Below are 26,163 nucleotides of genomic sequence, written 5' to 3'. Positions count from 1 at the left end.
GTAGCGGGTGGTTTAAAGCTGGCCGCTGCGCGGCCAGCAGACTAAAGTCTTGAATCAAAAAGCCGGGCTCCCCTGTTGGGAAAGCCCGGCAATGCGTGTTGAAACCGTGAAGAGGCGTCTCTCCTAGCGCATAGGAGACGCCACCCCTAGCAATAACTAGCTATTGAGCTTGTTAATGTCGTCGTCGGTGATGGCGCCCTCCTGGCTAGACGACGGACTGTCGCCGTTGTTATCGGAGGCGTCGCCATCGGAGGACTCGGTCTCGTTGGACGTGGAGTCGGATGCCTGCACATTGGCCCCCGAAACAGTCTTGGCGGTAAGGTCATAGGGCATTTGGCCATACCAGACGCAGTGGACCGCCTCGAGCGTGCCGTCGACCGTGATGCCGTCGAGGGCATCACTCACGGCACGGCACAGCTCATCGTTAGAGCTAAGGCCTGCGACGCCAAGCGTGGAGGGTGCCTCGAGCGTGCCGACATAGGAGATCTGGCTCATCAGGCGCGCGAGGTAACCACCGGCCGTGGAATCACAGATCACGTAATCGACCTCGCCCGACTCGAGTGCCTCGAAGCACTCGTTGATGTTGGAGAAGGTCTTTTGGTTGGCCGTGATGCTCTGCTTGGCAAGCGCTTCCTGCGAGGCTGAGGAGGTCTGAACGCCCAGGGTAGCGGTGTTAAGCGTTTCGGTGGAAACGCTCAGCGACTCGCCGTCACTGCTCTTGCCGAATACGGCGGGGGCGTCGTACAGACAGGTGCCAAGCGAGCTGATGTCGCCGTCCGTGGACCTGACGTCACCAATAAAAATGTCGGCCTTTTTATCGCTGAGCGCGGAATCGGCCGAGGACGCATCGACAAAGGCGACCTTGAGACCCATGCGGCATGCAAGGGCACGAGCGGCATCGACCGCATAGCCCGTGAGGTTTCCGTCGGCATCCTGCATGGCTTGCGGGGCATCGGAAGTATCGAGGGCGACCGTCAGGGTTCCCGGCGTGACCAGGGCATCGTCCGATACCGTGGGGGTAACGGTCTCGCGCTCGATCTGGTCGATCGTGGGCGTCGTGAACGTGGACAGTGGATTGAACGCGCATCCACTCAGGCCCAAAACGGCAATGACCGCCGCGGCCCCAGCACCTAACCGAGCCGCATGCATCAAGCTGCCCCTCACCATGTCCACTACCCTGCCTTCTGTGTCGTATACAATCCGTGCCCTGCACGGAATATCGGGTTGTTCCCACCAGCTGACCTGGTATTTGACCCCACACTTGCGCACCGGGGCGTTTGCTCGGGAGGCCGCAGCCACCTTCACGACTGGCCCGCTCGCCCGCGAGGCGGTATTGCCCCAAAGAAAGTAGAACGGACGGTGCGGCTTACATCTAGGACGCGCCATGATCGCGCCGCGCGCACGCGGTCGCTTACGTGGATCCCTTTGACCGCGTCTGTCTTGGACTAGGATGGACATTTTGTCCGTCCGCAACCACAGCCTGGCAGGAACGTAGCGCATTATAGCTAAGTTCAAGCTAAAGTTTAAGGTTAGGGGCGTCATTCGCACCGTGAGCACAGATTTTGCAGGTCGGAGCGGACCATTCGTGCCCCAATGAAGCCCGGAGCTCCCCTACGGGGAGCTCCGGGGCACCCGTCTCAGGGTGCCGTGGCCAAAAAATAGCAAATATGAGTACTGTTACCAATTTAGTAGCAGACAATTTTGGCCTCTCGGACAGATTTTGCGCTCAGTGTCGCCAACCTGATGCTTAGTTATTCTACATTTGTTTATTATCTTCTTACTTTACGACGCCTCCGAGTCCTCAATTCCTTGATTTTGCTGTTACTGATTTAGTGACAGTACTCATATTTGCCATATTTTGGCCAGGGCGTATGATTAACCCCCTATTTTCGACGCGAATTAGACCGGCTTAAGACCAAAACACGCCCGCAGCGTGTTAAGCAACGCCTCTTGCTTCTTCCTGCGGGCATCGACACGATTCCGGTACCGCTTTCGCATACGCTGGTGGATGCGCCATGCGAGCGCCTCTAACGCCTCCATGTCGCAGAGCATCTCGTTGTTGACCGTCGCGACCTCGATTCCCATGGACGCCAAACCCGTATTGCGTTTTTCATCGTGAATGCGCCCGCCGCGAGACGAATGGCCCTGCTCACCGTTGTATTCCAGGTCAAACCGAGCTGCTTCCTGATAGGCATCGCAAACCGCATACGGCATCCCCGAGATCGCCTGCGCACGGTCGTTGAACTCGATCTTGTGGTCGGTCTTAAAGGGACCGCAGGCAAATCCGCCATAGGAAAACGGAAGCGAAAACATGGCAAGCATGATGCATTCCATGGGTGAGCGCAGGTTTTCCGACAGAAAGAGGCACAGCCGCCGCAGCTGCTTGGCCGCGCTCCCCTTGCATGCCGCAAGGTAATCTGCCAGGCGATCGGGCGTCAGCACTGGCTCGACCTCAAAGTAGCCCACATCTGACGGCTGGTCCTTATCCTTTGCAAGCCTGTTCACGGTAGGCGAGCTGTAAGGGGGCAGATACTGCCCGAGATCGCTCAGCGAAATCTTGGAGCACAGCTCCTGGGCCAGGGCAAATGCCTGGATACAGCCGACTTCGCGCGCAACGGCGGCACAGAGGGCCTCGGGAGACAAGCTGTACACCCCGGGCTCCACCTCCAAAATCGAGGCGTCCGGCAGGCCTGTAGAACAAACGGACCAGCTTGCACCAGGCATGCGGCGACGCTGCTTCGCCGACCCCACCAGCAGGCACAAGTCTTCTTGGACATCGCCACTCACGGCTCCGGTCCGCACCAAATCGGGAAGATAGATGTCCTCGGCCGAGGGAGACGATGCATGCAGCACACGGCGCTCTTCATCGGGAGCGAGGTCTCTCCAGCTGATGTAACCCATTTGTCGGCGCTCGGCGCGCATCATGCGCAGCGCCGAGGCGCCGGTCAGGATTACGGAGGCCGCCAGTTGCTCGCTTATCGGCTCGATGCGCCGCGCTATCTTCACTGCCACAAAACCACCCCTACCAAACGCGTGCGATAGCGAGGCCATCGACTGCTGCGGCGCCGGCACGCTTGAGCTCCGCCGAGGCCGCTGCCATGGTCGCGCCCGTGGTAATGACATCGTCGATGAGCAGCAGACGGCAGCCGCGCACATCCTCGACCGTCTCGCACATGCCCCGGGCACGTTCCCGGCGCTCGACGCGACCGAGCTCGCGCTGGTCACCATGACCGTATTTGACCAGGGCGTCCAGCAACGGCACACCCGAAAGATCGCAAAACGAGCGCGCGATTGCTTCCATATGGTCGAATCCACGCCGCCGAAACGCTGCCGCAGTCGCGGGCACAAATACCACCGCGTCGGCGCCGGACAGCACGCTGCCGTAGCGATCGGAGGCTGCCACCTGGGCATGCAAGGCGGTGTCGTAGAGTAGCTCCGCCAGATACGGTGCCAGACGGCGCTCGCCCGCATCCTTGTACGCCTTGATAATGCGCGGCAGCGGATGTGCATAGACGGCGCACGCCAGGCAGCGGTCGAGCGCCTCCGCCATTGCCGAGGACGCGCCCTCGACCGAACACTCAGTGCACAGCAAATCCCCAAACGGGGCGCCGCATCGGGTACAGCTATGACGTGGGTCGATGAGCGTGAGCGATGCCAGACAATCCTGGCAGATCAGCGCACCGGCGCGCTCGCAGCCGGCACATCGCGTGGGCGACAATGCCTCGAGCGTCTCGCGTGCCACCCGCTCGGCAAACGGTAGCAATTCGTCCGCAAACGGTAGGGCGTCGGCACCCTGCAGACGGCTCAATATGTTCAGATGGCTTTTCAAGACACAACCCTCCCTACGTTCGGTCGCAGGGAGGGTTGTTGATTCAGCGTTATGATACCCCGATGCGCTCGGGGCAAGGCGGGCTAAATCCGCTCGCGGGCGTTATTCGCCGGTAGGCGGTTGCGGTGCGGACGAGGTGTGGGTCGAGCCTTCGCCGCCGTCCTGGCGCGGCTTGCGGGAGCGACGGCGGCGACGGCGCTTTTGACCCTGGTCGGCCGAGCCCTCGCCACCGCGATCCTCGCGCGGCTCGCGCTCGTCGCGAGCGGCGCCACGCGAAGCCTTGGCAGCCGCTCCCCCGCCATCCCCGGGACGACGGCGCGTGACCTTGACTTCGCCATCCGAAACCTGATCGGCCACAGAAGGAATCGAGGGTTTCTGCTGCGCGCCCGAGGAATGGCGACGACGCGGACGTGACGCGCGCTCCTCCTCGCCACGCGGCTTGCCAGCCTTGTCGGCAGGCGCGTCGGAGGCCGAGGCGCCCTTGGGAGCGGCACCGGCCTCGCGAGCAGCTGCGGCGCGGAAGGCGTCCTCGCGCTCCTCGCTCGACAGGTGACGGCGACGACGGCGCGTGGGGTTCATGCCACCGCCGCGATTTTGCTGCTGGGGCTGCTGAGCCTCGCGCTCGCGGGAAGCGTTCTTACCCGCGGCCTCGCCATTGTCGACGGACGCCGTGCGCTTGCGGCGGCGACGGCCATCGGCTGCTCCCTCGGTCTCGGGCGCCTCGGCCTTGCCGCGGCCCTTTCCACGGCCACGGCCCTCGCCCTGGCCCTGAGCGGTGCGAGCATCGGATTCGGCATCGCGACGACGGCGCTTGGGCATCGATGTGCCGGCCAGACGATCGGCGCTCGACAGGCCATCGCCCACGTCGACGCCGTTTTCGCGATCGAGTTCCATGAGCGCCAGACGCATCTCGGGCGACTCGATGCGCTCGAGCACGTCGCGCGTCACGCAGTCGGGGCGGCAGTTGCAGCCCTGCTCGGCGGCCTTCTTTTTGCAACCCTCCGAGCACGTCATATCGGCCAGGTTGACCTTAAAGACTTTGCCGTTCTCCAGGCGCAGCACCAGCTGCTCACGCGGCGTGTCATATTCCTGGATGCGCGCCTTGCCAAGCGGCGTATCGATAAGCGTCTTCTTTTTGGGCGCGCGGCTCTTAAAGTCCTTGTACGCCTCGAACTCGTAGCGCAGGCAGCACATCAGGCGGCCGCAGACGCCACTAATCTTGGACGAGTTGAGCGGCAGGTCCTGCTCCTTTGCCATGCGGATCGAAACCGGCTCAAACTGTCCGCCAAAGCGCGTGCAGCAGAGCTCCTGGCCGCACTGGGCATAGCCGCCCACCAGGCGGGTCTCGTCGCGCACGCCGATCTGGCGCATGTCGACGCGAATGTGCAGCGTCGAGGACAGGTCCTTGACGAGCTGACGGAAATCGACGCGCTCCTCGGCCGCGAAGTAGAACACAGCCTTCTCGCCGCCAAACAGGTACTCGACGCCGACCGGCTTCATCTCGAGGTCGAGCTCTTTGACCAGACGACGGAAATCGACCATGGCCTCGTCGCCCTGGATGGCCAGGTCGTCGGCAAGCTGCAGGTCGATGTCGCTCGCCACGCGCAGCACGGGCTTGAGCGGCTGGCCGATCTCATCTTGCGGCACCTCGAAGGGATCGGCCGTGACCAGGCCGATCTCGGTTCCGCGCTCGGTGGAGCAAATGGCATAATCGGCCTCGAGGATATCCAGATCCTGCGGATCAAACCACAGGTCGCGCGAGGCGTAGGTAAACTTAACGGGTACGACTAACGGCATTTCAGTGCCTTCCTGATATCGAACAGCATGACCTCGATGGCCAGCTGGGGAGTAACGTTTCTGGCGATGTTGCGCTCGGCGGTCGCGACCGCCTCGAGCGCCCGGGTGGCACCCGCAACATTCGTCGCGGCGGCAAGCCGCCCGATCGTGTCGCGCACGTCTTCGTTCACGACGTCGGCCGCCTCGTCCTGAAGTGTCAGCAGCACGTCGCGCATGAGCGTCCGCGCGCTCGCCAGCGCTTCCATGATACCCGAACGCTCACGCGCGTTGAGTTCGCGCTTGTTGCGGTCCTCAAGCTGCTTCAATGCTCCACGCGACAGGTAGTCGGCGTTTTGCTCGAGCACCTTTTCCTGTGTGGACTTGACCTCGGCGAGCGGCGCCTTAACGGCGACGATGAGCGACTTGGCGCGGCTGAGCACATCAGCCTCGTCGGCAGCGATGAGCGAATCGATGGCGCGGACCATTTGGCGGCGAGCATCCTGGCGCTCGGCACTCTTAAGGAACTCGATGCCGCGTGTGGGGCTTCCCGCCACGGCGACCGCCATGCGGCAACGCGCGAGATCCTGACCCGTCGCGCGGCTCACGGCCTGCGCGGCCACGGTGGGCGACACCAGCCGAAACGGCACGCACTGACAGCGGCTCACGATGGTGGGCAACATCACGTCTGCCGAGGTGCCCAACAAGATGAACATAACGCCCTCGGGCGGCTCCTCGAGTGTCTTGAGCAGCGCGTTGGCGGTGTTAGCGCGCAGTTGCTCGGCACGATCGATGATGTAGACCTTGGCCTTGGCACGGATGGGCGCCAGCGGCACGTCATCGAGCAGCTCGCGGGTCTGCGCGATGAGGTAGCCCGTAGCGCTTTCGGGGGTGTAATAGTGCACGTCGGGATGCGTGTGCCGAGCAACGCGCACGCAGCTGTCGCACGAACCACAGCCATCCTGCTCGCACAGGAATGCCTGGGCAAGCGCCCATGCGGCGTCGAGCTTACCGGCACCGGGCGCGCCCAAGAACAGGTAGGCGTGCGATGCGCGGCCGCTTGCGATGGCGTTGGTCAAAAAGTCGCGCACGCGCTGTTGGGTGTCGAGCTTGGCCAGCAGGCTTGCCTGAGCGGGGGCCATGTTACTCGGCCTCCTTGGCAAGCGCGGCGGCGACGGCGTCTTGGGGAATGTCGAGACCGTACGCGCGAACCAGCTCGACCGTCTGCGCGAAGACGTCTGCAATCGACGCGGTGGCGTCGATGAGCTTTACGCGGTCTGGCTCCTCGGCAGCAATTGCGCAAAATCCCTGGTAGACACGCTCCTGGAAGGCCATGCCCTTGGCCTCCATGCGATCCGCCGCACCACGGGCGGCCATGCGCAGCGCCGCCTGCTCGGGCGTGATGTGATAGACGAGCGTGAGCGCCGGATGCGTACCGGCGACAGCCAGGTTGTTGGCATCGCGCACCATCTGACGGTCAAGGCCATCGGCAAACGCCTGATAGCAGGTCGTGGAATCGTAGAAACGGTCGCACAGGACCACCTTGCCGGCAGCGAGGGCGGGAGCTATGACCTCATGCACCAACTGAGCGCGTGCCGCCTCGTAGAGCAGCAGCTCGCAGGTGTCGCCCATCGCCGTATTGGCAGGGTCGAGCAGCAGGGCGCGGATCTTTTCGCTGATGGCGGTACCGCCCGGCTCGCGCAGGCTCACAACCTGGTAACCAGCGAGCTCGAGCGCACGGGCAAGTAGGCGCGCCTGCGTGGACTTGCCGGCGCCGTCGACGCCCTCGAGCGTGATAAAGCTATGTTGAGCGGGCTCAAAAGCCATGGGCGCAGCCCCTTCCTACAAGGCGCGTAAATGCGATTTATAGCAACCAAGCCATGATACCCCAGTGCTCGGTGCGTCCCCAATGGCTAAAGGTGCCTTTCCAAAGTTGCGGTGAAATAGGGACTGATTGAAGCTCTGAGACCGCCAAACAGTCCCTATTTCACCGCAACTTATGATGGGGAATTTTGGACGCTGGGTATAATCGTCGTATTGCATTGAAATGTGGCGAAAGGAGTGGCAATGTCTCGGTATTGCGCCTCGTGCGGCAAGCTTCTTGCAGATAATGCCAAGTTCTGCACCTCGTGCGGTGCACCCGTTGAGCAAACAACCGCGAGCGATAGCCAGCCCGCTTTTGAGCAGACCGGTTCCCTCGATACGCCGCAAGCCAAGACGGACGACCCCCTCGCCTATCGCCCCGACCTCGCCGCAGGCCCCGCGGCCGTCGAGACCACGCAGCGCATACCCGTCGCGAGCGGCTCGCCCCAACAGCAGCCGGCTCCCGCATACGCGCCCGCTTCGCCACAGACCCCCGCTCCCAAAAAGAGCGGCACCGGGCCGCTTATCGCCGTTATCGTTGTGCTGGTGGCGATCATCATCGCCCTGGTCGTTTTCTTTGTGATCAAGCCTTTCGACAACGCCGCCACGCAGACGACTGCCGAGGTAGCTAAGCTGCACCATGACGTCGACGACGATGACCTAAAGCCTCTCGGCAATCCCAACAGCCTGTACGACGATGATGACGATGACGACGAGGATGGCGGCGAAGCAACGCTCTCCGAGCAGAATCTCTACCGCCGACTGAGCGAATACTACGACTTGCTCGAAGACCTCGACAACTACGTCCGTGGCTGCGCGCAGAACTTCAACGGCAGCTATCTGGAAGAAGATCGCACCACCCGTCAAAATCTCGCCGACGTCGCCGAGCGCACAGAGGACACCATCGAGCAGTATTACGACATCGTCGAGGACCTGGACGTCCCGACGAGCTCTAAGAACTACAGTTCCTGGAAAGACATCGTTGCCCTGTATGACGACCTGGATCACCGCATTGACGCAATCTGTGATGCCTGGGAGATCAGCCTGAAATACACCAAGCCTGCGGATCACAAGAATGAGATCGTGGCGCCGCTGTCGCGCGACAACGTGGCGGGCACCAATGACAATAAGTACCGCCTAGACTTTGAGGAGCGCTACCCCGGCGCCAAACCCGTCGAAGTGAACTAGCGCTTTGTCGTTCCCGAGCCGGCAGTTAGGGACGTTCCTAAACTGCCGGCAGAAAAGGAACGTCCCTAACTGCCAGATAAAAAAACGAGCGAGGATTTTGAGGTCCTCGCTCGTTTTTGTTTTAGGTGATGTCTCGACCGTGCGGCTACTTGTCGGCAGCGGTCTTTTTGGTAGTCGACTTCTTGGCCGTCGTCTTTTTGGCGGTCGTCTTCTTGGCAGCAGTCTTCTTTGCCGCCGTCGTCTTCTTAGCCGTGCTCGCCTTAGTCGTGGTCTTGCGGCCGCGGGCGGGCTTCTTCTCCTTGGTCGGGCAGTCCATGTTCACGCAGATGCGCCACGGACCGCGCGCCGTGTTGACCACCACGATGGGGGCGCCGCACTCGGGGCAGGTCTCACCCGTCGCCTCGAGCTTACCGCGCGCCGGTAGAGGATAGCTCACGCCGCAATCGTCATAGTTGGTGCAGCGGATAAAACGCTTGCCGCTCTTCTCGCTCTTGTGCGCGATCAGGTCGCCATGGCGTCCGGCCTCGGCACACACCTTGCACTCGCCCACCTTAAGGTCGGGCTCGTAGTTGGTGGGGCACGTGGGGTTCACGCAAATCTCGAAGGCCTTCTGGCGGAACGGCTGGCACTTAATGCGCGGCGCGCCGCACTCGGGGCACACGGCCGCCTCACCCTCGAGTGGGCTCACCTTGACGCCGCTCGGCACCGGATAGGTCACGTCGCAGTCGGGCCAGCCCATGCAGCCAATGAAGCTGCCGCGGGTCTTGGCGCTCGTCTTCATAACCAGGTCCTTGCCGCACTTGGGGCAGGCGCCCACGCGCGCATCGGCCGTGACGGCGTCGCTGATGGCGTCGCCCAGCTCCTGCGTGTGCTTGAGCAGCTCGTCGAGCACGCCAGCCAGCAGTGCGCGCGAGTGCGTCACGACATGCTCTTCGGTATCCTCGCCGCGCTCCACGCGGGTCATATCGCCATCGAGCTCGCTGGTCATATCAGGGCTCGTGATGCGCGGGGCAAACTGCGTCAGCGCGTCAATGATGGCGATACCCAGCTGACTCGGCTCCACGGGATCGTTTTTGAGGTAGCGCACGGCATACAGGCGCTCGATGATGCTCGCGCGCGTGGACTTGGTACCCAGGCCGCGCTTCTCCATCTCCTGCACGAGTTTGCCCTGGCTGTAGCGCGCGGGCGGCTCGGTCTGCTTGGCCTCGAGCTTAATGTCGAACACGTCGACCGTATCGCCCTGCTCCAGCGGCGGCATCTGCTCGTCGCGCTTAAGGCCGTACGGGTATGCCTCGCGGAAACCCGGGGTCACGAGCACGTCACCAGAAGCCACGAACGGCTCGCCGTTGACGTCGAGCTCGAGCTTGGTGTTCTCGATGGTCGCGGGACCCATGAGCGTTGCCAGGAAGCGACGGGCGATGAGGTCGTAGAGCTTGCGCTGGCCGCCGTCGAGCGTGGACGGATCACCCTCGCCCGTGGGATAGATAGGCGGGTGGTCGGTGGTCTCGACCTTGCCGCGCGTGGGCTTCATGGGGCCGGCGAGGACCTTTTTGCACACGGGCGCCAGCGCCGGGTTGATCTTTGCAAGGTCACTCACCACAGCGCCCAGATCAAGCGTCGCGGGGTATACGGTATTGTCGACACGAGGGTAGCTGATGAGGCCCGCCATGTAGAGGGACTCGGCGATGCGCATGGTACGCGCAGGCGAGATACCCTCGGCTGCGGCGGCAGCCTGCAGCGAGGTGGTCGCAAACGGCGTGGGCGGCTGCTGCTTGCGCGAGCGCTTGGTCACCGCGGCGACGGTTGCCGTCTTGGCACCGTCAACGTGACCGTACGCCGTCTCAGCAGCATCCTTGTCGGTAAAGCGCGCCGTCTTGTGCGCGATCTTAAAGCGATCGTCCTCGGCAGCGCCTTGCGCGGCGCCCATGCCGCGAATCTGCCAATAGTCCTCGGGCACAAACGCCATGCGCTCGCGTTCGCGCTCGACCACCAGGGCAAGCGTCGGCGTCTGCACGCGGCCGGCGGAACGCACGTTGCCAAAGCCGCCAAACTTGGCGAGCGTCAGGTAGCGCGTGAGCACCGCACCCCAAATGAGGTCGATGTGCTGACGGCTCTCGCCGGCGTCGGCCAGGTTCTGGTCGAGCGAGACAAGGTTATCGAAGGCCTGCGTGATCTCGGCCTTGGTAAACGAAGAATACTGGGCGCGGGCGACCGGCAAGTCGGGCGCCACCTCGCGCACCTTGTTGAGGGCGTCCGAACCGATCAGCTCGCCCTCGCGATCGAAGTCCGTGGCAATGATGACGCTGTCGGACTTTTTGGCGAGGTTCTTAAGCGAGCGAATGAGCTCTTTCTCAGCCGGCAACTTAATGACGGGCGCCCAGGTGAGGTAAGGCAGACTCTCGAGCTTCCAGCCCTTAATGGAGATGCCATCGGCAAGGAACGGCTTACGCTTGGTGTCGTAAGGCGGACGCGCCAGGCCATCGGGCATGTCGGCCGGCAGTATCTCGCCGTCCTCGGTGACCGAATACCAGCCCAGCTTTTTATCGAACAGCACGCTGTCGCAAAAATCAGGCGCAAGGATGTGACCGGCAAGGCCGATCGTCACGCACTCCTCGCCCTTCCACTCAAAGCGGTAGATGGCGGTGTTGTACACCTTGTCCTTTTTGGGCTTACCCGTGGACAGACGCTCGGCGATCTGACGCGCGGCGTCGTTTTTCTCGGCGATGATGAGCTTCAAAAGAGGCTCCTATCTCGTATCTCTGCGGCTACGCCCGCCCGTATGGCGGCCGACTTACGCCCTTGCTTGCTCAATCTGCCCGATGAGCCAATCGCACCAGGCATCCATGCCCTCGCCCTTGCGCGCGCTCACGGCAAACCGCGGCGCCTGCGGATTGAGGTCATCGAGTGTCTTAGTATACCTATCCATGTCAAAATCGAAAGCCGGAGCCACGTCGACCTTGTTGAGCAGCTGCGCGCCGGCGTGTTGGAAGATGCCCGGGTACTTGATGGGCTTGTCGTCGCCCTCGGGCACCGAGAGAATCATGATGGACAGGTTCTCGCCCAGGTCAAAGTCGACCGGGCAGACCAGGTTGCCCACATTTTCGATAAAGATGACGTCGATGTTTTCCAGACCCACAGCCTGGTCGAACGCGTCGACGGCCTCCATGATCATGTTGCCCTCGAGGTGGCACAGGCCGCCCGTGTTGATCTGGATGGCGGGCATGCCGGCTTCCTTCATGGTGATGGCGTCGACGTCCGAGGCGATATCGCCCTCGATGACGGCGCAACGCAAGCCTGCCTTGTCGCGCAGGCGCTCGTTGGTGCCCAAAATCGTGGTGGTCTTGCCCGAACCGGGGCTCGACAGCACATTGATCACATAGGTGTTTGTCTCTTTAAATCGCTCACGCAGCTGATCTGCCAGGCGCTCGTTGCGCGACAGTATCGGCGACGCGATATCAATCGTTTTCTCGGCCATACTCGGCACTCCTTACTTTGGCCCTTTTATACCCCATCACCAGATGGCTAGCGGGCTAATCTTCGGGGGTTTCGATTTCAATACTTGCGATGTCGAGCTCGCGACCGTGCAGCAGGCGCACGTTGGCGCCGCCACATTGGGGACAACGGCAATGGAAACGGTCGTGCTCAAAGACCTTGCCGCAGTCCAGACACTCGCTTTGTGGATGGACTTCCTCCACGGCAAGCTCGCAGCCGCGCGTGAGCGGGTCCTCGTCGCGAAACGTCTCCCACGCAAAGTCGAGCGCCTCGCGCACGACCTCGGTCATATCCCCGATACGCAGCGTTACCAAAACGGCGCGCGAGGCCCCCGCCCCACGCGCCGCGCGAATAACTGTATCGAGTATGCCGTTGACAATGCCAACCTCGTGCATACCGATTTACTCCTCGTCGCCCTCGTCGTCCGAGAACAGATCCAGGCGGCTCACGAACAGGCCCTCCTTGCCCTCGCGCGCGGTAATGACCACGCGGGCGATGGCAAGGGAAATCTCGTAGAGCGAGAGCAGGGCGCCATACATGAGGCCCAGCGTAACGGGCGAGCCGTCGGGCGTGATCACGGCCGAGGCCACGAGCAGGCCAACGTACACATAGCGCCAGGCGCTGCGGAAGGCGGCATAGGACACGATGTGGAAAACGGACAGGTAGAAGATGATGAGCGGCAGCTCAAACGCCACACCAAAGCCGATCATAAAGAGCAGCTCCATGTTGATGTAGTCCTCCAGATTGGGCAACGCCGTAGCGACAGCCGAGGTCTCGCCGATGAGCCACTCAAAGCCTGCCGGAATGATGATGAAGTAGCAGAAGATAGCGCCCAGGAAGAACAGCACCGTCGAGGCGAGCACCGTGGGCACGACCCATTTGCGCTCGTTGGGACGCAGTGCCGGCAGGAAAAATGCCAGAATCTGCCAGATGATCATTGGCGTGCACATGACCACGGCCATCTTGATGGCCAGCGAGAAGCGCAGGCCAAAGCCGCCGAGCGTGGTGGTGATGTAAAACTTACCGTCCGGCACAAAGGAGCGGATGGGGTCTTTCAAGATGTCGAGCACCACGGGCGTGGCGAAATACAGCACGATGGCTGCGGCAAACACCGACACAACCACGATGGTCAGGCGGCGACGAAGCTCTCCCAGGTGGTCGAAGAGCGGCATACGCGCAGGTCCGATAGGCATTACTCATCGCCTCCCTTCGGGGCGTCGGCGGCAGCGGCTTCGTCCTCGGCCTCGAGCTCGCGAGCGAGCTGGTCGACGACGGCCTTACGTTTGCGGGGACGACGGGCGTAGAGGTCAGCCGTCGTGGGCTCTGCCGGCTCGGGCTCGGGCTCCGGCTCTGCAGCAGGCTCGGACTCGACGGCGGCAGCGACAGGCTCGGCCTCGGCGGGCTCGGCGGCAGCGGCCTCCTCAGCAGTACCTTCGCCCTCAGCAGCACCCTCGCTTGCGGCCTTCTCGGCGGCAAGGCGGGCACGGCGCTCGGCAAAGGTCTCCTTCTTTGCGGGCGCAGCCGTCTCGACGGCATCCTCGTCCGCATCGGAATCGTCGTCGGTCGTAGCAGCCTTCTTGGGCTTGACCGGGGCCGACGCGGCCTCGCTTACCGGATCGATGATCTCGGACTGAACAACAGCCGTCATCTTTTCCTGCGTCTCGCGGAACTGACGGATGGCACGGCCGATCGTGCGGCCCATCTGCGGGAGCTTATCCGGGCCAAACAGCAAAAAGCCGAAGACCACGATGATCGCGAGCTCACCCTCTCCAATACCAAACACACATACCTCCAAGGCTCGATGTGAGTCGAGCCCGCACCGCGCCATTCGGCCGGAACTCGTCTATTCATTCGGTCAAGTATAGCGCCCGGACGCCAAAACGTCCGAGCGCATCACAAACATATGCCAAACGGCACGCCCTTTTGGGGGCAAAGATTATGCAGCGGTGATCGAAATCTCCTGGTCGACACCCAGCAGCTGAACCACGCGCATCACCGGGGGCTGCACGTTAACGCAGCTAAAGCGCTTACCGTGGTCGACCGCGTGGTGTGCGGCGCCCACGAGCACGCCGATGCCCGTCGAATCGATGTAGCTCACCTGGGCAAAATCGAGCTCAACGGCCTCAGTGGGCTGCTCGAGCGCCAGGTCGATGGCATTGCGCAGGCTATCGGCGTTAGAGATATCGATCTCGCCGGTCACCCTAATGGTGTAGAGCTCTGGCGTGGGGTTGGTGGAAATACCCAAATCCATGTATACGCTCCTTTACGTATCGAAAGTGCGGATAGTACGGGAAGCCGCGCGTTAGGCGCGCTCGGCACGCGCAAGCTCGGCAGCGACAAGCTTAACGGCCAGCACCAGCACATCGAGCGCGGCCTCCAGGTCCTCGACCGTGGGATAGCTCGGCGCGATGCGGATGTTGGTGTCGCGCGGGTCCTTGCCATAGGGCCAGGTAGCACCGGCCGGCGTGAGCTTGACGCCCAGGTCTGCGCAAAGCGCGGCGACCTTCTGGGCCGAGCCCTCGGGACCATCGAAACTCACAAAGTAGCCGCCGCGGGGGTGCGTCCAGGTGGCGCAGCCCGTGTCGCCCAAGCCCTCGGTGAGCTTGCGCTCGACGGCCTCAAAGCGCGGACGCAGGAACTCGGCATGCTTTTTCATGTGGTCCTTAACCGCCTCGATGGTGGGAAGGAAGCGCACGTGGCGCAGCTGGTTGAGCTTGTCGGCGCTGATGAGGCCGGCCTTCAGACGCTTGGAGAACTCGGCGATGACCGCAGGGCTCGCGCCGATAAAGCCGATGCCGGCGCCCGGGAAGGTGATCTTGGACGTCGAGGCGAAGGCCACCACGCGGTCCTCGGTGCCTGCCGCGCGGGCGAGGTCGAAGATGTTGGCGAGCTCGTCGGTCTCGTCGTACAGGTCGTGTACGCAGTAGGCGTTGTCCCAGAAGATGCGGAAATCGGGCGCGGCCGTGGGCATCTCGACCAGGCGGCGCACGGTGTCCTCGCTAAAGGTGATGCCCGTGGGGTTGGAATACTTGGGCACACACCAGATACCCTTAATGGAATCGTCGGCGGCAACGAGGCGCTCGATCTCGTCCATGTCGGGGCCGTTGTCGGTCATCGCGACGGGAACGTTCTCGATGCCCAAGTCGGCGGTGATGCCAAAGTGGCGATCGTAGCCGGGAACGGGGCACAGGAACTTGACCTTCTTGCCGTCGTGCGCGGCCTCGTAGGCGTCCCAGGGCTCGCTGCCGCACGAGCCGCAGCGCCAGAACATGCCGGCGATGTCGTGCTCGATCAGCAGGCTCGACGAACCCAGTACGAGTGTCTGCTCGGCGGGGCAACCCAGGAACTCCCCTGCCAGTTTGCGTGCCGAGGGAATGCCCTCAAAGCAGCCGTAGTTGGAGCAGTCGACGTTGCCATCGTGCAGATCGGCGTCGGCGTTGAGGATATCGAGCATGGGGCGCGAGATGTCCACCTGGGAGGGCGACGGCTTGCCGCGGGCCATATCGAGCGCCAGGCCCTTGGCCTTGACCTCAGCGACCTCGGCTTTGAGGGCCTCGATGGCGGCATCGAGTTCGGTGGTTTCCATCTTCTGGTAGATCGTCTGCATGGGGTGCGACCTTTCGCGAAGCGGTATGTTGCAGTTCGTCTAAGTATAGACCGCCACCGCCGCAACGTTATGAAGCCGTGATAGATTAAGTACATCGCAATGAATTACGAATCGCCGCGCATGCCGGCGTGGGGCGCCCAAGGAGGCACTATGGAGTGCGGATCGTTCCAGGCCGAGGAATTCGGCGACCTGCAGCGCCTGGTCGACGGACTGTTTTACGACCGCCACGCCATCGACCGCCTGGATCTGATCGTACAGGCCGAAATCTTAGACCTGGCACCCGACCTCATGGAAATCGTCAACCTGCTACCGCCCGGCTATTACAACCGCCAGTCACTTTGCGACCAGCTCAACTCCGCCCTTGCCGCCCACGGCTGGGGCGCCGTCTACGGCACCGTGGAATAAACCTAGTCATTGGGGGCTGTGGGCAAAATAGGGCAAATATGAGTACTGTTACCTTTTTAGTAGCAGAGATTCAGGCCCCAAATCGGTGTTTTTGCGCCTGAATTTTCTTTCCGAGCGGTAGCTGTCGCCAAATTGGAGTCAAGTGATTACTCGTTAACGTACAGATTGCATGATTATGTCCATTATTTTTCGTGCATAAAATGAAACGCCGTTTGTGACAGTACTCACAAACGGCGTTTTTTGCACACGAGGGTATCCGGGGGCACGTCCGGCCCCGGTTTTTACGCTCTTATTCGCCCTTGGGCGCGGGGTGTTTGCAGACCACGCTCATGTAGATCATGCCGAGCACGGCAGCGGTGACCGAACCGGCAAGGATGGCGGCCTTGGCAGCCAGAACCTCGAACTGGGCCGTCGGGAAGGCAAGGCCGCTGATGAGAATCGACATGGTAAAGCCGATACCGCCCAGAATGCCCACGCCGGCAATCATGTGCCAGTTGACATTGTGCGGCAGCTCGCAGGCCTTAAGCTTAACCAGGGCAAACGTCATACCAAAGATACCGATCGGCTTGCCCAGCAGCATGCCAAAGTACACGCCGAGCGTCACCGGGTCGGTGAGCAGCGTGCTCATGTCCACGCCCACCAGGCGAACCTGTGCGTTCACGAACGCAAAGATCGGCAGGATCACAAAGTTTACCGGCGTGGAGATCAGACGCTCCATGCGGATGAGCGGCGGGGTCACGCGATGCATGACTCGCTCGACCTTGGTGGTCGAGACGGTAAAGTCATGCTGGCCCAAGATGTGCGCCTCGTCGTCGTAGCGGTCATCGAGCAGCGGCAGGCACTCGCCCAGCCAATCGGTAAGGCTATCGAGTTTGACGCCGCACTTGGCCGGAATGGTAAAGGCCAAGATGACGCCGGCAAGTGTAGCATGCACGCCGCTCTTGAACATGCAGAACCACAGCAGCAAGCCCAGCACCGAATACGGGGCAAGACGATAGTGCTGCGTCTTGTTGAGCCACACGAGCGCGCAGGTCACAACCGCCGCGGCGCCCAGCCAAAACGGATTGGGGCTCTGACCGTAGAAGATGGCGATAGCGGCAATGGAGATCAGGTCGTCGGCGATGGCGAGCGTCGAGAAGAACACGCGCACGCCGTTGGGCACGCGATTGCCCAAAAGCGATAGCACGCCCAGCGCGAAGGCAATATCGGTTGCCATGGGGATGGCCCAACCGTTGCGGGCGCCGGCATGGTTAAAGATCAAGTAGATGCACGCAGGAACGACAACGCCGCCCACGGCCGCCAGCATGGGAAGCATGGCCTGACGCGGGTTCTTGAGCTCGCCGACCGTCATCTCGTACTTAAGCTCGATGCCCACCAGCAAAAAGAAGATCGCCATGAGGAAGTCGTTGACGAAAAGCTCAACGGTGAGACCGGCCGTGAAATGCCCCAGACCCACGTACAGCGGGGTCTCCAAAAAGTGATGGATGGCCTCGTAGGCATCGGTGTTGGCGCAGATGACGGCGGCGATGGCGGCGAAGACCATGACGGCGGCAGAAATCGTGCCGTTCTCGGCAATGCGCTCCCAGATGTCGTGACGCTCAAAACGCTTGCGTTCACGAACGTTGAACAGCTGCTCGGGTGCTGCCATGGGCGGCTCCTTTCACGGGAAGGTTCCCGTCTTAAAAAAGCACGGCCCGCCCAAGTGGCGGCGCCGCGCTCTAACGTATTACGCTTGCATCTAGCCTACCCTGCACGACAAGCACGCAGGCGTGGCCGAAAAGCGGAACCACAGGTTGAACATTATTTGCTCAACGGCACGGGCACGCCTGTCCAATAGACGACGCAGCGCCGTGCACAAAAAACGACCGGAGCGCGGGGCGTCCGCGATCCGGTCGTCGGTGTTAGGTAAAAAGAACCTAGCAGGCGGCCATGATGGGGGCAGCGACCTGCTTCTTACGGGAGAGGACGCCCGGCATCCAGACGCCGTCGTGCTCGTCGGCAATGCCCAGGCCCTTCTGGGCAGCCTCGGTCTCGCCCTCGAGCAGGACCTGCGAGCCCTCCTCCATGATGTCGGTGATGCACAGGACAATGCCGTCGGCACCCTTCTCGGCGGCGTAGGCGCGCATGGCCTCGCGGATCTCGTCGATCATGCCGAGTGCGCGGGTCTTGTCAACGGTCTCGTACTGGCCGATGAGCAGCTTCTTGCCGGCGGGCTCGAACATCTTGATGTCGTTGCCGACCATCTCGGCAGCAGTGAAGGAGCCGGACGGACGGGTGAGGAAGACCTCCATACCAAACTTGACCGGGTCGACGCCCACCTGCTCGCCGAGCTTGGCGGCGACGGCGCGGTCGACATCGGTGGTGGTGGGGCTCTTGAGCATGAGTGTGTCGGTCATCATGGCCGAGAGCAGCAGCTTGGCCTGGACGTCGGAAAGCTCAACGCCGAGCACGCCGGCGAGCTTGGTGACGATGGTGCAGCTGGAGCCCCAGGGCAGGCAAATGTAGTGCAGCGGGCCGGCGGTCTCGAAGTCGCCGATACGGTGATGATCGACAACGCCAAAGACCGTGGCGTCCTTAAGGCCGGCGACGGACTGGGCGGACTCGTTGTGGTCGGTGAGGATGACGAGCTGACCGGCCTCGACGGACTCGATCGCGCGGGGCTCGGCGATGCCGGCGTCGGCGAGCAGCTTGGCGGACTCGGCCGGAAGCTGGCCCAGAGCGCAGGCCTCGTAGGTGTTGCCGGCATACTCAACCTGGTTGAGCAGCTGGGACAGGACGACGGCGCTCATGATGGCGTCGTTATCGGGGTTCTGGTGACCAAAGACAAGAACGTTTGCCATGGATATCCTCCACTTGATATGTGTACTTGGACGTAGCTATGGTAGCACGCTGACGCCGAGGCTTCGCAGACGGAAGGGGCGCGGCACAATTTGGGGCAGGCATGGGGCCATGTCTGCCCCCCTTGCACCATGTTGGTGCAAAGTAACCTGTCCCCTTTGCGCCAACGAGCGAACTTATTTACCGGCGGCGCGCAGGGCTACGTAGGCGGCACCGATGATGCCGGCGTCGTTGCCGAGCGAAGCGACCTTGATGGGCGTCTCGCGCGAGGCGGAAAGCGCGTAGCGCTGGAAGTGCTCGCGAACTGCGTCGAGGTAGACATCGGCCGAGGCAGACGCACCGCCGCCGATCAGGAACATCTCGGGGTCGACCACGTTGGCAATAAGCGCCAGGGCGCGGCCGAGGTAGTCGGCCATGGTATCGGCAGCTGCCAACGCGAGCTTGTCACCCTCGCGGCAGGCCTGGAACACGTCCTTGGAATCGGAGGGGCCGGTGAGCTCAATGGGCTCGACGCCCGCCTTCTTGCACTCGGCAAGGTAGTTGCTCACCACGCCGGTGGCGCTGGAATACTGCTCCAGATGGCCATGGCCGCCACAGCCGCAGGTGCGCTCCTCAGCCGGGTTCAGGCACATGTGGCCAATCTCACCGCCAGCACCCACAACGCCCGATACCACGTCGCCGTTGACGATTACGCCGCCGCCCACGCCGGTACCGATGGTGACCATCACGACGTTCTGCACGCCCTTGGCAGAACCGAGCCAGGCCTCGCCCATGGCAGCGGCGTTGGCATCGTTCTCGTACTTAACGACCGCGTCGGGGCAGTGCTCCTGAATGGCAATCTTAAGCTCGGGCAGGTTGATGGAGATGTTCGCCTTGACCTTGGCATCGCCCGATGCCGGGATGGGGCATGGAACGGCCAGGCCAATGCCTGCCACAAAGGCACGCGGAATCTGCGCCTTGGCGACCACCTGGTCGATAGCCTCGGTCACCGCGGCAAAGCCCGCAGCGTCAACGATGGGAGGCGTAGGCACGCTGGCCTTGGCAAGCAGGTTACCGTCTTCGTCGAACAGGCCCTCCTTAACCGAAGTGCCGCCGACGTCAATGCCGATGTAATACTGCTTAGGTTCCATGGGAGCCCACCTTTCTCGTTTAAACATTGCCTGTATGGTACCGCTCTCAAGGCAAAAACCTACCAAAAAGGGACAGGTTTGTTTTGGCAGGTTTTATCTGGGGAAACGTCCGCCCGCTCAACGAGCAATGACGCTCAGCAACTCGCCAAACAAAAAGCGCCGGGAGAGGGAGACTCCCGGCGCCTGCAAAAGGGACTGGATTGTATGCGAACCGCACGATCCGTCGCGGCGAAAACGCCAGCTAGGCCTTGAGTGCCTGTAGCTGTTTGTGGACCTCAATGAGCTCCGTGGCCATGACGCGCATGGTCTCGGTGCCGGCCATCTGGTCCTCGGCGTGCAGCAGAATCAGCGGGGCCTCGCCGTTGCGCTCGCCATTGGCCTCCTTCTTAAGAAGTCCCATGTGAACATCGTGGCCGCCGTTATAGGCCTCGTCGCCGTGCTTAATGAGCTCCTCGGCGGCGTCGAAATCGCCCTCCTTGGCCTTCTGCACGGCGTTGATGTACATGCTCTTGGCGGTACCGACGTAGCTGATGATCTCGAAGCAGGTCATCTGCAGTTCGTTCATATCCTCCATGCGCTGCACCTAGCCCATCACGCTGACGCAGTGGTCGATGATGCCGGCGGCGTTCATGCGGCCATAGTCGACCATGTTGATGACCTCGACCGGGAAACGGCCGGCGGCCTCCTTCTCAAAGTCGCCCTTGGTGTAGCCGATCTGCGGGCCGAGCAGCAGGATGTCGCACTCGTCCAGGTGATCGTGGGCCTCATTCATAGGACGGGCTTCGACCTCGATGTCCAGACCACGGCTCGCGACCTCGGACTGCATCTTCTGGACCAGCAGACTCGTGGACATGCCGGCATTGCAGCAAAGCATGATCTTCTTCATGGTTTCCTCCTTATAACTGCGCGGCGCGCAGACGACAAACTGGATAAATCCTTGTGGTTATCTTTCCCCTGTTTTGCACGTTTAGGCAAAAAAGGAGATACGGGTACCGGTACCAAGCATCGGTACCCGCAAGGGTGGAATGGACAAACGCTAGGCGTTCTGCTCGGCGAGGGCCTCCTGCTTGGCGATGGCCTTCTCGGAGATCCTCATAAAGGGCAGGTAGACAGCCATGCCGATGACCAGCTCCAGAGCCTGCCACACGCCGGCGCGCCAGTCAAAGCCCGTAGCGAGCAGGGCGTTGATGACGGGAGGCATGGTCCAAGGCACCTGAGCGATGCAGGGGCTGATGATGCCAGCACAGGTCAGGCCATAGGTGACGCCGATGAACAGGTCGGGAAGAAGAACGAACGGGATCATGAGCGGCAGGTTGTACACGATGGGGTAACCGTAGATGACCGGCTCGTTGATGTTGAACAGACCAGGCAGGATAGCCATAGAGGCAACGGTCTTGGAAGCCTTGTTCTTGGAGAACAGGAAGGTATCGAGCAGGAGCATGAGGGTGCAGCCCGAGCCGCCGATGAGGGCGAAGCTGTTGACGATCTGCATGTTCATGTAGTGGTCGGGCTGGATGACACCGCCGGCGGCATAGGTTGCCATGTTGTCGACGATGAGCATGGTCAGGATCGGCTCGACGGTGGCGCCAGAGATGGTGGACTGGTGAATACCGACGCAGAACAGCAGGTTAGCAAGGGTGTAGATGAGGATAACAGCCCACGGACCGGCGTTCATGATGCTCTTGAGCGGGTTAGAGATGCAGGTGGAGATGATGGTGCACAGATCGGTGCCGGCGCAGACGGCAAGCAGAGCCGCGGCAACAGCGAAGACCGAGAGGTTGAGCAGCATCGGGATCATGACGTTGAAGGAGTTGGAGACCGCAGGGGGCACGCCCTCGCCCAGCTTGACCTTGAGCTTCTCGACGCCCGAGATCTTGATGAAGAGCGTCGTGGAAAGCAGGGCGATGATGATGGCGGAGAACAGGCCGTTGGTGCCGGTGTTGGCAGTCGAAAGGGCGCCGGTGACCTCGGCGGAGGTGATCTTGTCGGTGAGCAGCGGGCTCGTGGCGGCAAGGGTGGCGGTGATCTGCTGCGGCATCATGATGACGAAGGCAGAGATGGCGACAACCACGCAAGCAAGCGGGTTATCGAAGCGCTCGTTCTTGGCGAGGCTGTAGCCAATCAGACCCGCCAAGATAATGGCGGACACGTTGAGGGTGCCCAGGGTAATTGCCGAGCCCCAAGTCTGGAGGTTGGCAAGACCCGCCGCATCGAGCGGGAACAGAGGGAACACGACGTTGTTGATGAGAACCGCGATACCCGCAAGGATATAGAGCGGCGTGATGGTCGCGAAGGCATCGCGCAGGGAACGCAGGTGAACCTGGTTTCCTACCTTCGCAGAGACCTCGGCAAACTTGTCGAGGAAGCTCTTTCCGTTGTCACTGGCCATGATTGCTCCTAACTTTCAAATCCGGCCTTTTCCTATGCGCACGGTGGTCTGTCGCCCTCTGCCACCAGATGTGCCATGTGTTGCGCGCAGCGGCGCGCGGTCTGGGCGTTCGCCCGTTCGCTAATCAACCACGTGAGTCGTGGCGACCTGCTTGAGCCAAGCTGCCGACTTCTTAAGGCGGCGCTTGTAGCCGTCCATAAGGTCGACCTCGACAAAACCGTAACGGTTCTTAAAGGCATTCGCCCAAGACCAGTTATCGATGACGGCCCAATAATGGTATCCACGGCACTTGGCGCCCTCGGCAATTGCCTTGGCAACCCACTCCAGGTGCTGGCGTACAAAGTCGACGCGGTAGTCATCCTGGATGGTTCCTTCGGCGTCTCGGTTCTTGTATTCGTCCATGATGCCGATGCCGTTCTCGGAAACGAACCACTCAAGATCGGGGTAGTTCTTAGCGCAGTCCATGCCAAAGTCGTAGAGGCCCTGCGGGTAGATCTCCCAGCCGCGGCTCTCGTTCATAACGGCGTCGGGCCACACGTACTCGTCGGCAAAGTGCGGCAGACCGTACTGGTCGATCTTGCTCGCCGGCGCCTGAACGCGCGTGGGGTGGTAGTAGTTGCAACCGAGCCAGTCGACAACACCCTGCTTAAGAATCTCTTGGTCGCCGGCACGGAACGGAAGCTTAACGCCGCCCTCGGCCAGGCTGTCGAGCACGTCGGCGGGAAGCTCGCCCTTGGTAATGAGGTCGAGCCACCAGCGGTTGTTGATGCCGCTGGTCATACGCACGGCCTCGAGGTCCGCCTCGCTGGGGTTCTCCTTGGTGTAGACCGGGGTAAAGCAGTTGATCATGCCGATCTTGGCATCAGCGCGAACGGCGCCCTCGTCATAGGCCTTACGATAGTTGGCCACGGCCAGCGCATGTGCCAGCGAGATGTGATACTGCACGGTGCGAGCACGGTTGAAGTCGTGGAGTTGCGGGAACCACACGCCCTCCTGATAGCGCTGCTCGGGCTCGACGATGGGCTCGTTAAAGGTGAACCAGTACTTGATCTCCTGGCCAAACTCGTGGAAGGCGACGTCGGCGTAATGTGCGTAAGCCTCGACAACCTCACGGCTCTCCCAGCCGCCACGGTTAAAAAGGTAGGTGGGCATGTCAAAGTGGTACAAGTTGACAAACGGCTCCAGGCCGGCTTCGCGAGAGGCGCGGAACAACTCGTGATACCACGCGGCACCTTCCTCGTTGAGGTTGCCGTCGGCATCGAGCAGACGGCTCCACTGGATGGAAGTGCGATAGGTATCCAGGCCCAAGTCCTTCAAAATGCGAAGGTCTTCCTGGTACTTGGCCATAAAGTCATTGCCGGCGTAAGAGCCAACGCAGTTGTAGAACGAGCCCAGATCCTGGATGGACCAGGTATCCCACAGGTTCTCGAGCTTGCCGCCCTGGTTCCACTGACCCTCAGTCTGCGGGCCGGACATAGCAGCGCCAAAGAAGAAGTCGTTGGGCAGCTGATACTGTGCCATCAAAGTCCTCGCTTTCGTGTTCTAGAGCTTCCGGTTGGAGACGGGTTTGCTTTGGCAGGTTATCCGGCGCGGGCGCGCACCGGTCATACCGATATCCAACCCGCCAAAACAAAACCGTCCCCAAACGGTCGATCCTGTTCTGCGGAAAGATTCCGTTCGTTGCTTAAACTATAGCGCTCTAATTCCAAAAGTAAAGCGTCTTTTTCTTTTTTCTTTCTCGAGCTTCTTAGATAAAGGTTATATGGGTGCCTTGTTAAGGGTTATACTTACTTGCGTATTGATATATGTCGGAAAGGAGGTTCAATGATTCCCAAATACGAGGCGATAGCTGCAGATATTCGTCGAAGCATCGAGGATGGCACTCTTAAACCGGGCGACAAGCTTCCCACCGTCGTTGAGTTCTGCGAGCTCTATAGCGTTTCCAAAATCACCGTCAAACGAGCTATCGAGCAAATCACCGAGGAAGGTCTTATTACCAGCCGACGCGGATCGGGTACCTACGTTAAGGACACGGCGGGACTTCCCGGTCAGGCGTTTTTCCAGGGCAAAAACGACCGTGCCCAGGGCTTTTCGTATGAGCACCGCGGGGAGAAGGTGACCTCGGTGGTCTACGATTTCTCGATTGTTAATCCACCAGCGGACATCGCAGCCCAGCTGGGAATTGCCGAGGATGACTTTGCCTATCACATCGTGCGCGTGCGTCAGGCCGATGAGAAGCCCATCGTTATCGAGTACACCTACATGCCCCTCGAGCTGATTCCAGGCCTTAAAAAGAAGGACCTGTACGGATCGGTCTACCACTTCATCCGCGAGCAATGTGGGCTGAAGATTTCGAGCTTCCACCGTACCATTCGCGCCGTGGCAGCAACCGAGGAAGAAGCCGAGCGCTTGGACACCAAGCCTGGCTCTCCCCTGCTCGAGCTCACCCAGATTGGCTTTTTGGACAGCGGCGCCGCCTTTGAGTATTCGGTCTCGCGCAACGTTGGCGACCGCTTTGAGTTGCACAACGTAACGTTGGCATAGGTTTTTGTAGTCATCCGGGCGCTCGCTTTGAGCTGTTTTGTGCAGCGCCCGCGCAACACAATGGGGGTATGAACATGTCCGATTTGATTAAGCTGACGCCGATCTTCCACGAGAAGATCTGGGGCGGTCGCCAGCTCGAAACCGTATTTGGCTACGACATTCCCGATGGACCCATCGGTGAGTGCTGGGCCATCTCGGCCCACCCCAACGGCGACTGCCAGATTGCGGAAGGCCCGTATGCAGGCCACACGCTGTCGTGGCTGTGGGCCGAGCACCGCGAGCTCTTTGGCAACTGCGAGGGCAAGGAGTTCCCACTGCTCATTAAGATTCTGGACGCCAAGGACGACCTTTCGATCCAGATTCATCCCAACGACGAGTACGCCGCCAAGCACGAGAACGGCAGCCTGGGCAAAACCGAGTGCTGGTATGTGCTGGACTGCGAGCCCGGTGCCACGATCATTGTCGGCCAGCGCGCGCACGACCGCGCCGAGGCCGCGCAGATGATCGAGGACGGCCGCTGGGACGACATGCTCAACGTACTGCCGATCCACAAGGGCGACTTTTTCCAGATTGATTCCGGTACCGTGCACGCCATCAAGACCGGCACGCTCATTTTGGAGACGCAGCAGTCGAGCGACGTGACGTATCGCCTGTACGACTACGACCGTCCCGGCACCGACGGCAAGCTGCGCCCACTGCACATTGAGCAGAGCCTCGACTGCATCGACTTTGATGCCCAGGCTCCGACCGACGGCACGGTGACCGCGCCCGAGGTGAACGGCGTGACCGAGCTCGAGTCTAACTCCTGCTACACCGTCGATCGTGTGCGCGTCGACGGCAGCAAAACCCTCGACCAGCGCTGGCCCTTCATGTGTCTGTCGGTCATCGACGGCGAAGGCACCGTCTGCGGCGACCCCGTCCACAAGGGAAGCCACCTGCTGGCCCCGAGCACCGTCAGCTCCATCGACCTCGAAGGCAAGATGGAACTGATCATCAGCCACCTGTAGGCCACCGGTCCCCAAGCGCTCGCCGGGACGGGGCGCGGGGTTTGGTCGCCTGCTCGGACAGTCCTGCTCGCACGGAGAGCACATTAAGTGCTCTCCGG

General features: G+C 61.5%; 24 protein-coding genes. 4 read left to right on the top strand and 20 right to left on the bottom strand.

Features of this window, described 5'->3' with window-relative positions:
* Positions 1-156: 156 nt before the first annotated feature.
* The 6 genes from I2D41_RS08105 to tmk form a co-directional block, all read right to left on the bottom strand.
* Complete coding sequence (locus tag I2D41_RS08105; protein WP_229042276.1) at positions 157-1,167, bottom strand: substrate-binding periplasmic protein; 1,011 nt, start codon at positions 1,165-1,167, stop codon at positions 157-159.
* A 732-nt stretch (positions 1,168-1,899) separates the two neighbouring features.
* Complete coding sequence (locus I2D41_RS08100; RefSeq protein ID WP_195364182.1) at positions 1,900-3,012, bottom strand: hypothetical protein; 1,113 nt, start codon at positions 3,010-3,012, stop codon at positions 1,900-1,902.
* Between the two features lie 10 nt (positions 3,013-3,022).
* On the bottom strand, positions 3,023-3,829 hold the full coding sequence (locus I2D41_RS08095; RefSeq protein ID WP_229042275.1) for a ComF family protein: 807 nt from the start codon (positions 3,827-3,829) through the stop codon (positions 3,023-3,025).
* A gap of 102 nt (positions 3,830-3,931) precedes the next feature.
* On the bottom strand, positions 3,932-5,626 hold the full coding sequence (locus tag I2D41_RS08090) for a regulatory iron-sulfur-containing complex subunit RicT (protein WP_195364181.1): 1,695 nt from the start codon (positions 5,624-5,626) through the stop codon (positions 3,932-3,934).
* Positions 5,617-6,744, bottom strand: a complete 1,128-nt coding sequence (locus I2D41_RS08085; RefSeq protein WP_195364180.1) for a DNA polymerase III subunit — start codon at positions 6,742-6,744, stop codon at positions 5,617-5,619. The genes I2D41_RS08090 and I2D41_RS08085 overlap by 10 nt, the downstream gene beginning before the upstream one ends.
* Before the next feature lies 1 nt (position 6,745).
* Positions 6,746-7,429: a dTMP kinase gene (tmk, locus tag I2D41_RS08080; RefSeq protein ID WP_195364179.1), complete on the bottom strand. Its 684-nt coding sequence runs from the start codon at positions 7,427-7,429 to the stop codon at positions 6,746-6,748.
* A gap of 240 nt (positions 7,430-7,669) precedes the next feature.
* Here tmk and I2D41_RS08075 point away from each other — a divergent pair, with 240 nt between their 5' ends.
* Positions 7,670-8,653, top strand: coding sequence for a zinc-ribbon domain-containing protein (locus I2D41_RS08075; RefSeq protein ID WP_195364178.1), 984 nt, complete (start codon positions 7,670-7,672; stop codon positions 8,651-8,653).
* Positions 8,654-8,798: 145 nt separating this feature from the next.
* Here the strand turns inward: I2D41_RS08075 and I2D41_RS08070 are convergent, their stop codons facing one another.
* The 7 genes from I2D41_RS08070 to I2D41_RS08040 form a co-directional block, all read right to left on the bottom strand.
* On the bottom strand, positions 8,799-11,390 hold the full coding sequence (locus tag I2D41_RS08070) for a DNA topoisomerase I (RefSeq protein ID WP_195364177.1): 2,592 nt from the start codon (positions 11,388-11,390) through the stop codon (positions 8,799-8,801).
* Positions 11,391-11,444: 54 nt separating this feature from the next.
* Positions 11,445-12,128: a hydrogenase nickel incorporation protein HypB gene (gene hypB / locus I2D41_RS08065; protein ID WP_195364176.1), complete on the bottom strand. Its 684-nt coding sequence runs from the start codon at positions 12,126-12,128 to the stop codon at positions 11,445-11,447.
* 55 nt (positions 12,129-12,183) lie between these two features.
* The gene (hypA, locus tag I2D41_RS08060; RefSeq protein ID WP_195364175.1) at positions 12,184-12,540 is read right to left on the bottom strand and encodes a hydrogenase maturation nickel metallochaperone HypA; all 357 of its coding nucleotides are present in this window, start codon (positions 12,538-12,540) and stop codon (positions 12,184-12,186) included.
* Between the two features lie 6 nt (positions 12,541-12,546).
* The gene (gene tatC, locus I2D41_RS08055; protein WP_195364174.1) at positions 12,547-13,338 is read right to left on the bottom strand and encodes a twin-arginine translocase subunit TatC; all 792 of its coding nucleotides are present in this window, start codon (positions 13,336-13,338) and stop codon (positions 12,547-12,549) included.
* On the bottom strand, positions 13,338-13,928 hold the full coding sequence (locus I2D41_RS08050; RefSeq protein ID WP_195364173.1) for a twin-arginine translocase TatA/TatE family subunit: 591 nt from the start codon (positions 13,926-13,928) through the stop codon (positions 13,338-13,340). Before I2D41_RS08050 ends, tatC begins: the two co-directional genes overlap by 1 nt.
* A 153-nt stretch (positions 13,929-14,081) precedes the next feature.
* On the bottom strand, positions 14,082-14,396 hold the full coding sequence (locus tag I2D41_RS08045; protein WP_195364172.1) for an STAS domain-containing protein: 315 nt from the start codon (positions 14,394-14,396) through the stop codon (positions 14,082-14,084).
* A 51-nt stretch (positions 14,397-14,447) separates the two neighbouring features.
* Positions 14,448-15,752, bottom strand: coding sequence for an aminotransferase class I/II-fold pyridoxal phosphate-dependent enzyme (locus I2D41_RS08040; RefSeq protein ID WP_195364171.1), 1,305 nt, complete (start codon positions 15,750-15,752; stop codon positions 14,448-14,450).
* A 150-nt stretch (positions 15,753-15,902) separates the two neighbouring features.
* Between I2D41_RS08040 and I2D41_RS08035 the strand changes: the two genes are divergently transcribed.
* Positions 15,903-16,157, top strand: coding sequence for a hypothetical protein (locus I2D41_RS08035; protein ID WP_195364170.1), 255 nt, complete (start codon positions 15,903-15,905; stop codon positions 16,155-16,157).
* A gap of 289 nt (positions 16,158-16,446) precedes the next feature.
* Here I2D41_RS08035 and nhaA read toward each other — a convergent pair whose 3' ends face one another.
* From nhaA to I2D41_RS08000, 7 genes are all read right to left on the bottom strand, one after another.
* A complete protein-coding gene (gene nhaA / locus I2D41_RS08030; RefSeq protein WP_195364169.1) occupies positions 16,447-17,805 on the bottom strand; it encodes a Na+/H+ antiporter NhaA in 1,359 nt (452 codons plus the stop codon).
* Between the two features lie 268 nt (positions 17,806-18,073).
* The gene (locus I2D41_RS08025; protein WP_195364168.1) at positions 18,074-18,997 is read right to left on the bottom strand and encodes a manganese-dependent inorganic pyrophosphatase; all 924 of its coding nucleotides are present in this window, start codon (positions 18,995-18,997) and stop codon (positions 18,074-18,076) included.
* 174 nt (positions 18,998-19,171) lie between these two features.
* Positions 19,172-20,125, bottom strand: a complete 954-nt coding sequence (locus tag I2D41_RS08020) for an ROK family protein (protein ID WP_229042273.1) — start codon at positions 20,123-20,125, stop codon at positions 19,172-19,174.
* Between the two features lie 241 nt (positions 20,126-20,366).
* On the bottom strand, positions 20,367-20,699 hold the full coding sequence (locus tag I2D41_RS08015; protein ID WP_229042272.1) for a PTS lactose/cellobiose transporter subunit IIA: 333 nt from the start codon (positions 20,697-20,699) through the stop codon (positions 20,367-20,369).
* A gap of 9 nt (positions 20,700-20,708) precedes the next feature.
* A complete protein-coding gene (locus tag I2D41_RS08010; protein WP_117735519.1) occupies positions 20,709-21,011 on the bottom strand; it encodes a PTS sugar transporter subunit IIB in 303 nt (100 codons plus the stop codon).
* 150 nt (positions 21,012-21,161) lie between these two features.
* Positions 21,162-22,514, bottom strand: a complete 1,353-nt coding sequence (locus I2D41_RS08005; protein WP_195364166.1) for a PTS sugar transporter subunit IIC — start codon at positions 22,512-22,514, stop codon at positions 21,162-21,164.
* 120 nt (positions 22,515-22,634) lie between these two features.
* Positions 22,635-24,035, bottom strand: a complete 1,401-nt coding sequence (locus tag I2D41_RS08000; protein ID WP_195364165.1) for a glycoside hydrolase family 1 protein — start codon at positions 24,033-24,035, stop codon at positions 22,635-22,637.
* A gap of 303 nt (positions 24,036-24,338) precedes the next feature.
* Between I2D41_RS08000 and I2D41_RS07995 the strand changes: the two genes are divergently transcribed.
* Together I2D41_RS07995 and I2D41_RS07990 are read left to right on the top strand one after the other, a co-directional pair.
* Complete coding sequence (locus I2D41_RS07995; protein WP_156598143.1) at positions 24,339-25,058, top strand: GntR family transcriptional regulator; 720 nt, start codon at positions 24,339-24,341, stop codon at positions 25,056-25,058.
* Positions 25,059-25,126: 68 nt separating this feature from the next.
* Positions 25,127-26,065: a type I phosphomannose isomerase catalytic subunit gene (locus tag I2D41_RS07990; RefSeq protein WP_195364164.1), complete on the top strand. Its 939-nt coding sequence runs from the start codon at positions 25,127-25,129 to the stop codon at positions 26,063-26,065.
* The last annotated feature ends 98 nt before the right edge of the window (positions 26,066-26,163 follow it).

This window comes from Collinsella aerofaciens (assembly GCF_015552075.1).
In the GTDB taxonomy this organism is placed as follows: domain Bacteria; phylum Actinomycetota; class Coriobacteriia; order Coriobacteriales; family Coriobacteriaceae; genus Collinsella; species Collinsella aerofaciens_Y.
This window is presented reverse-complemented; position numbering and strand designations above follow the sequence as displayed.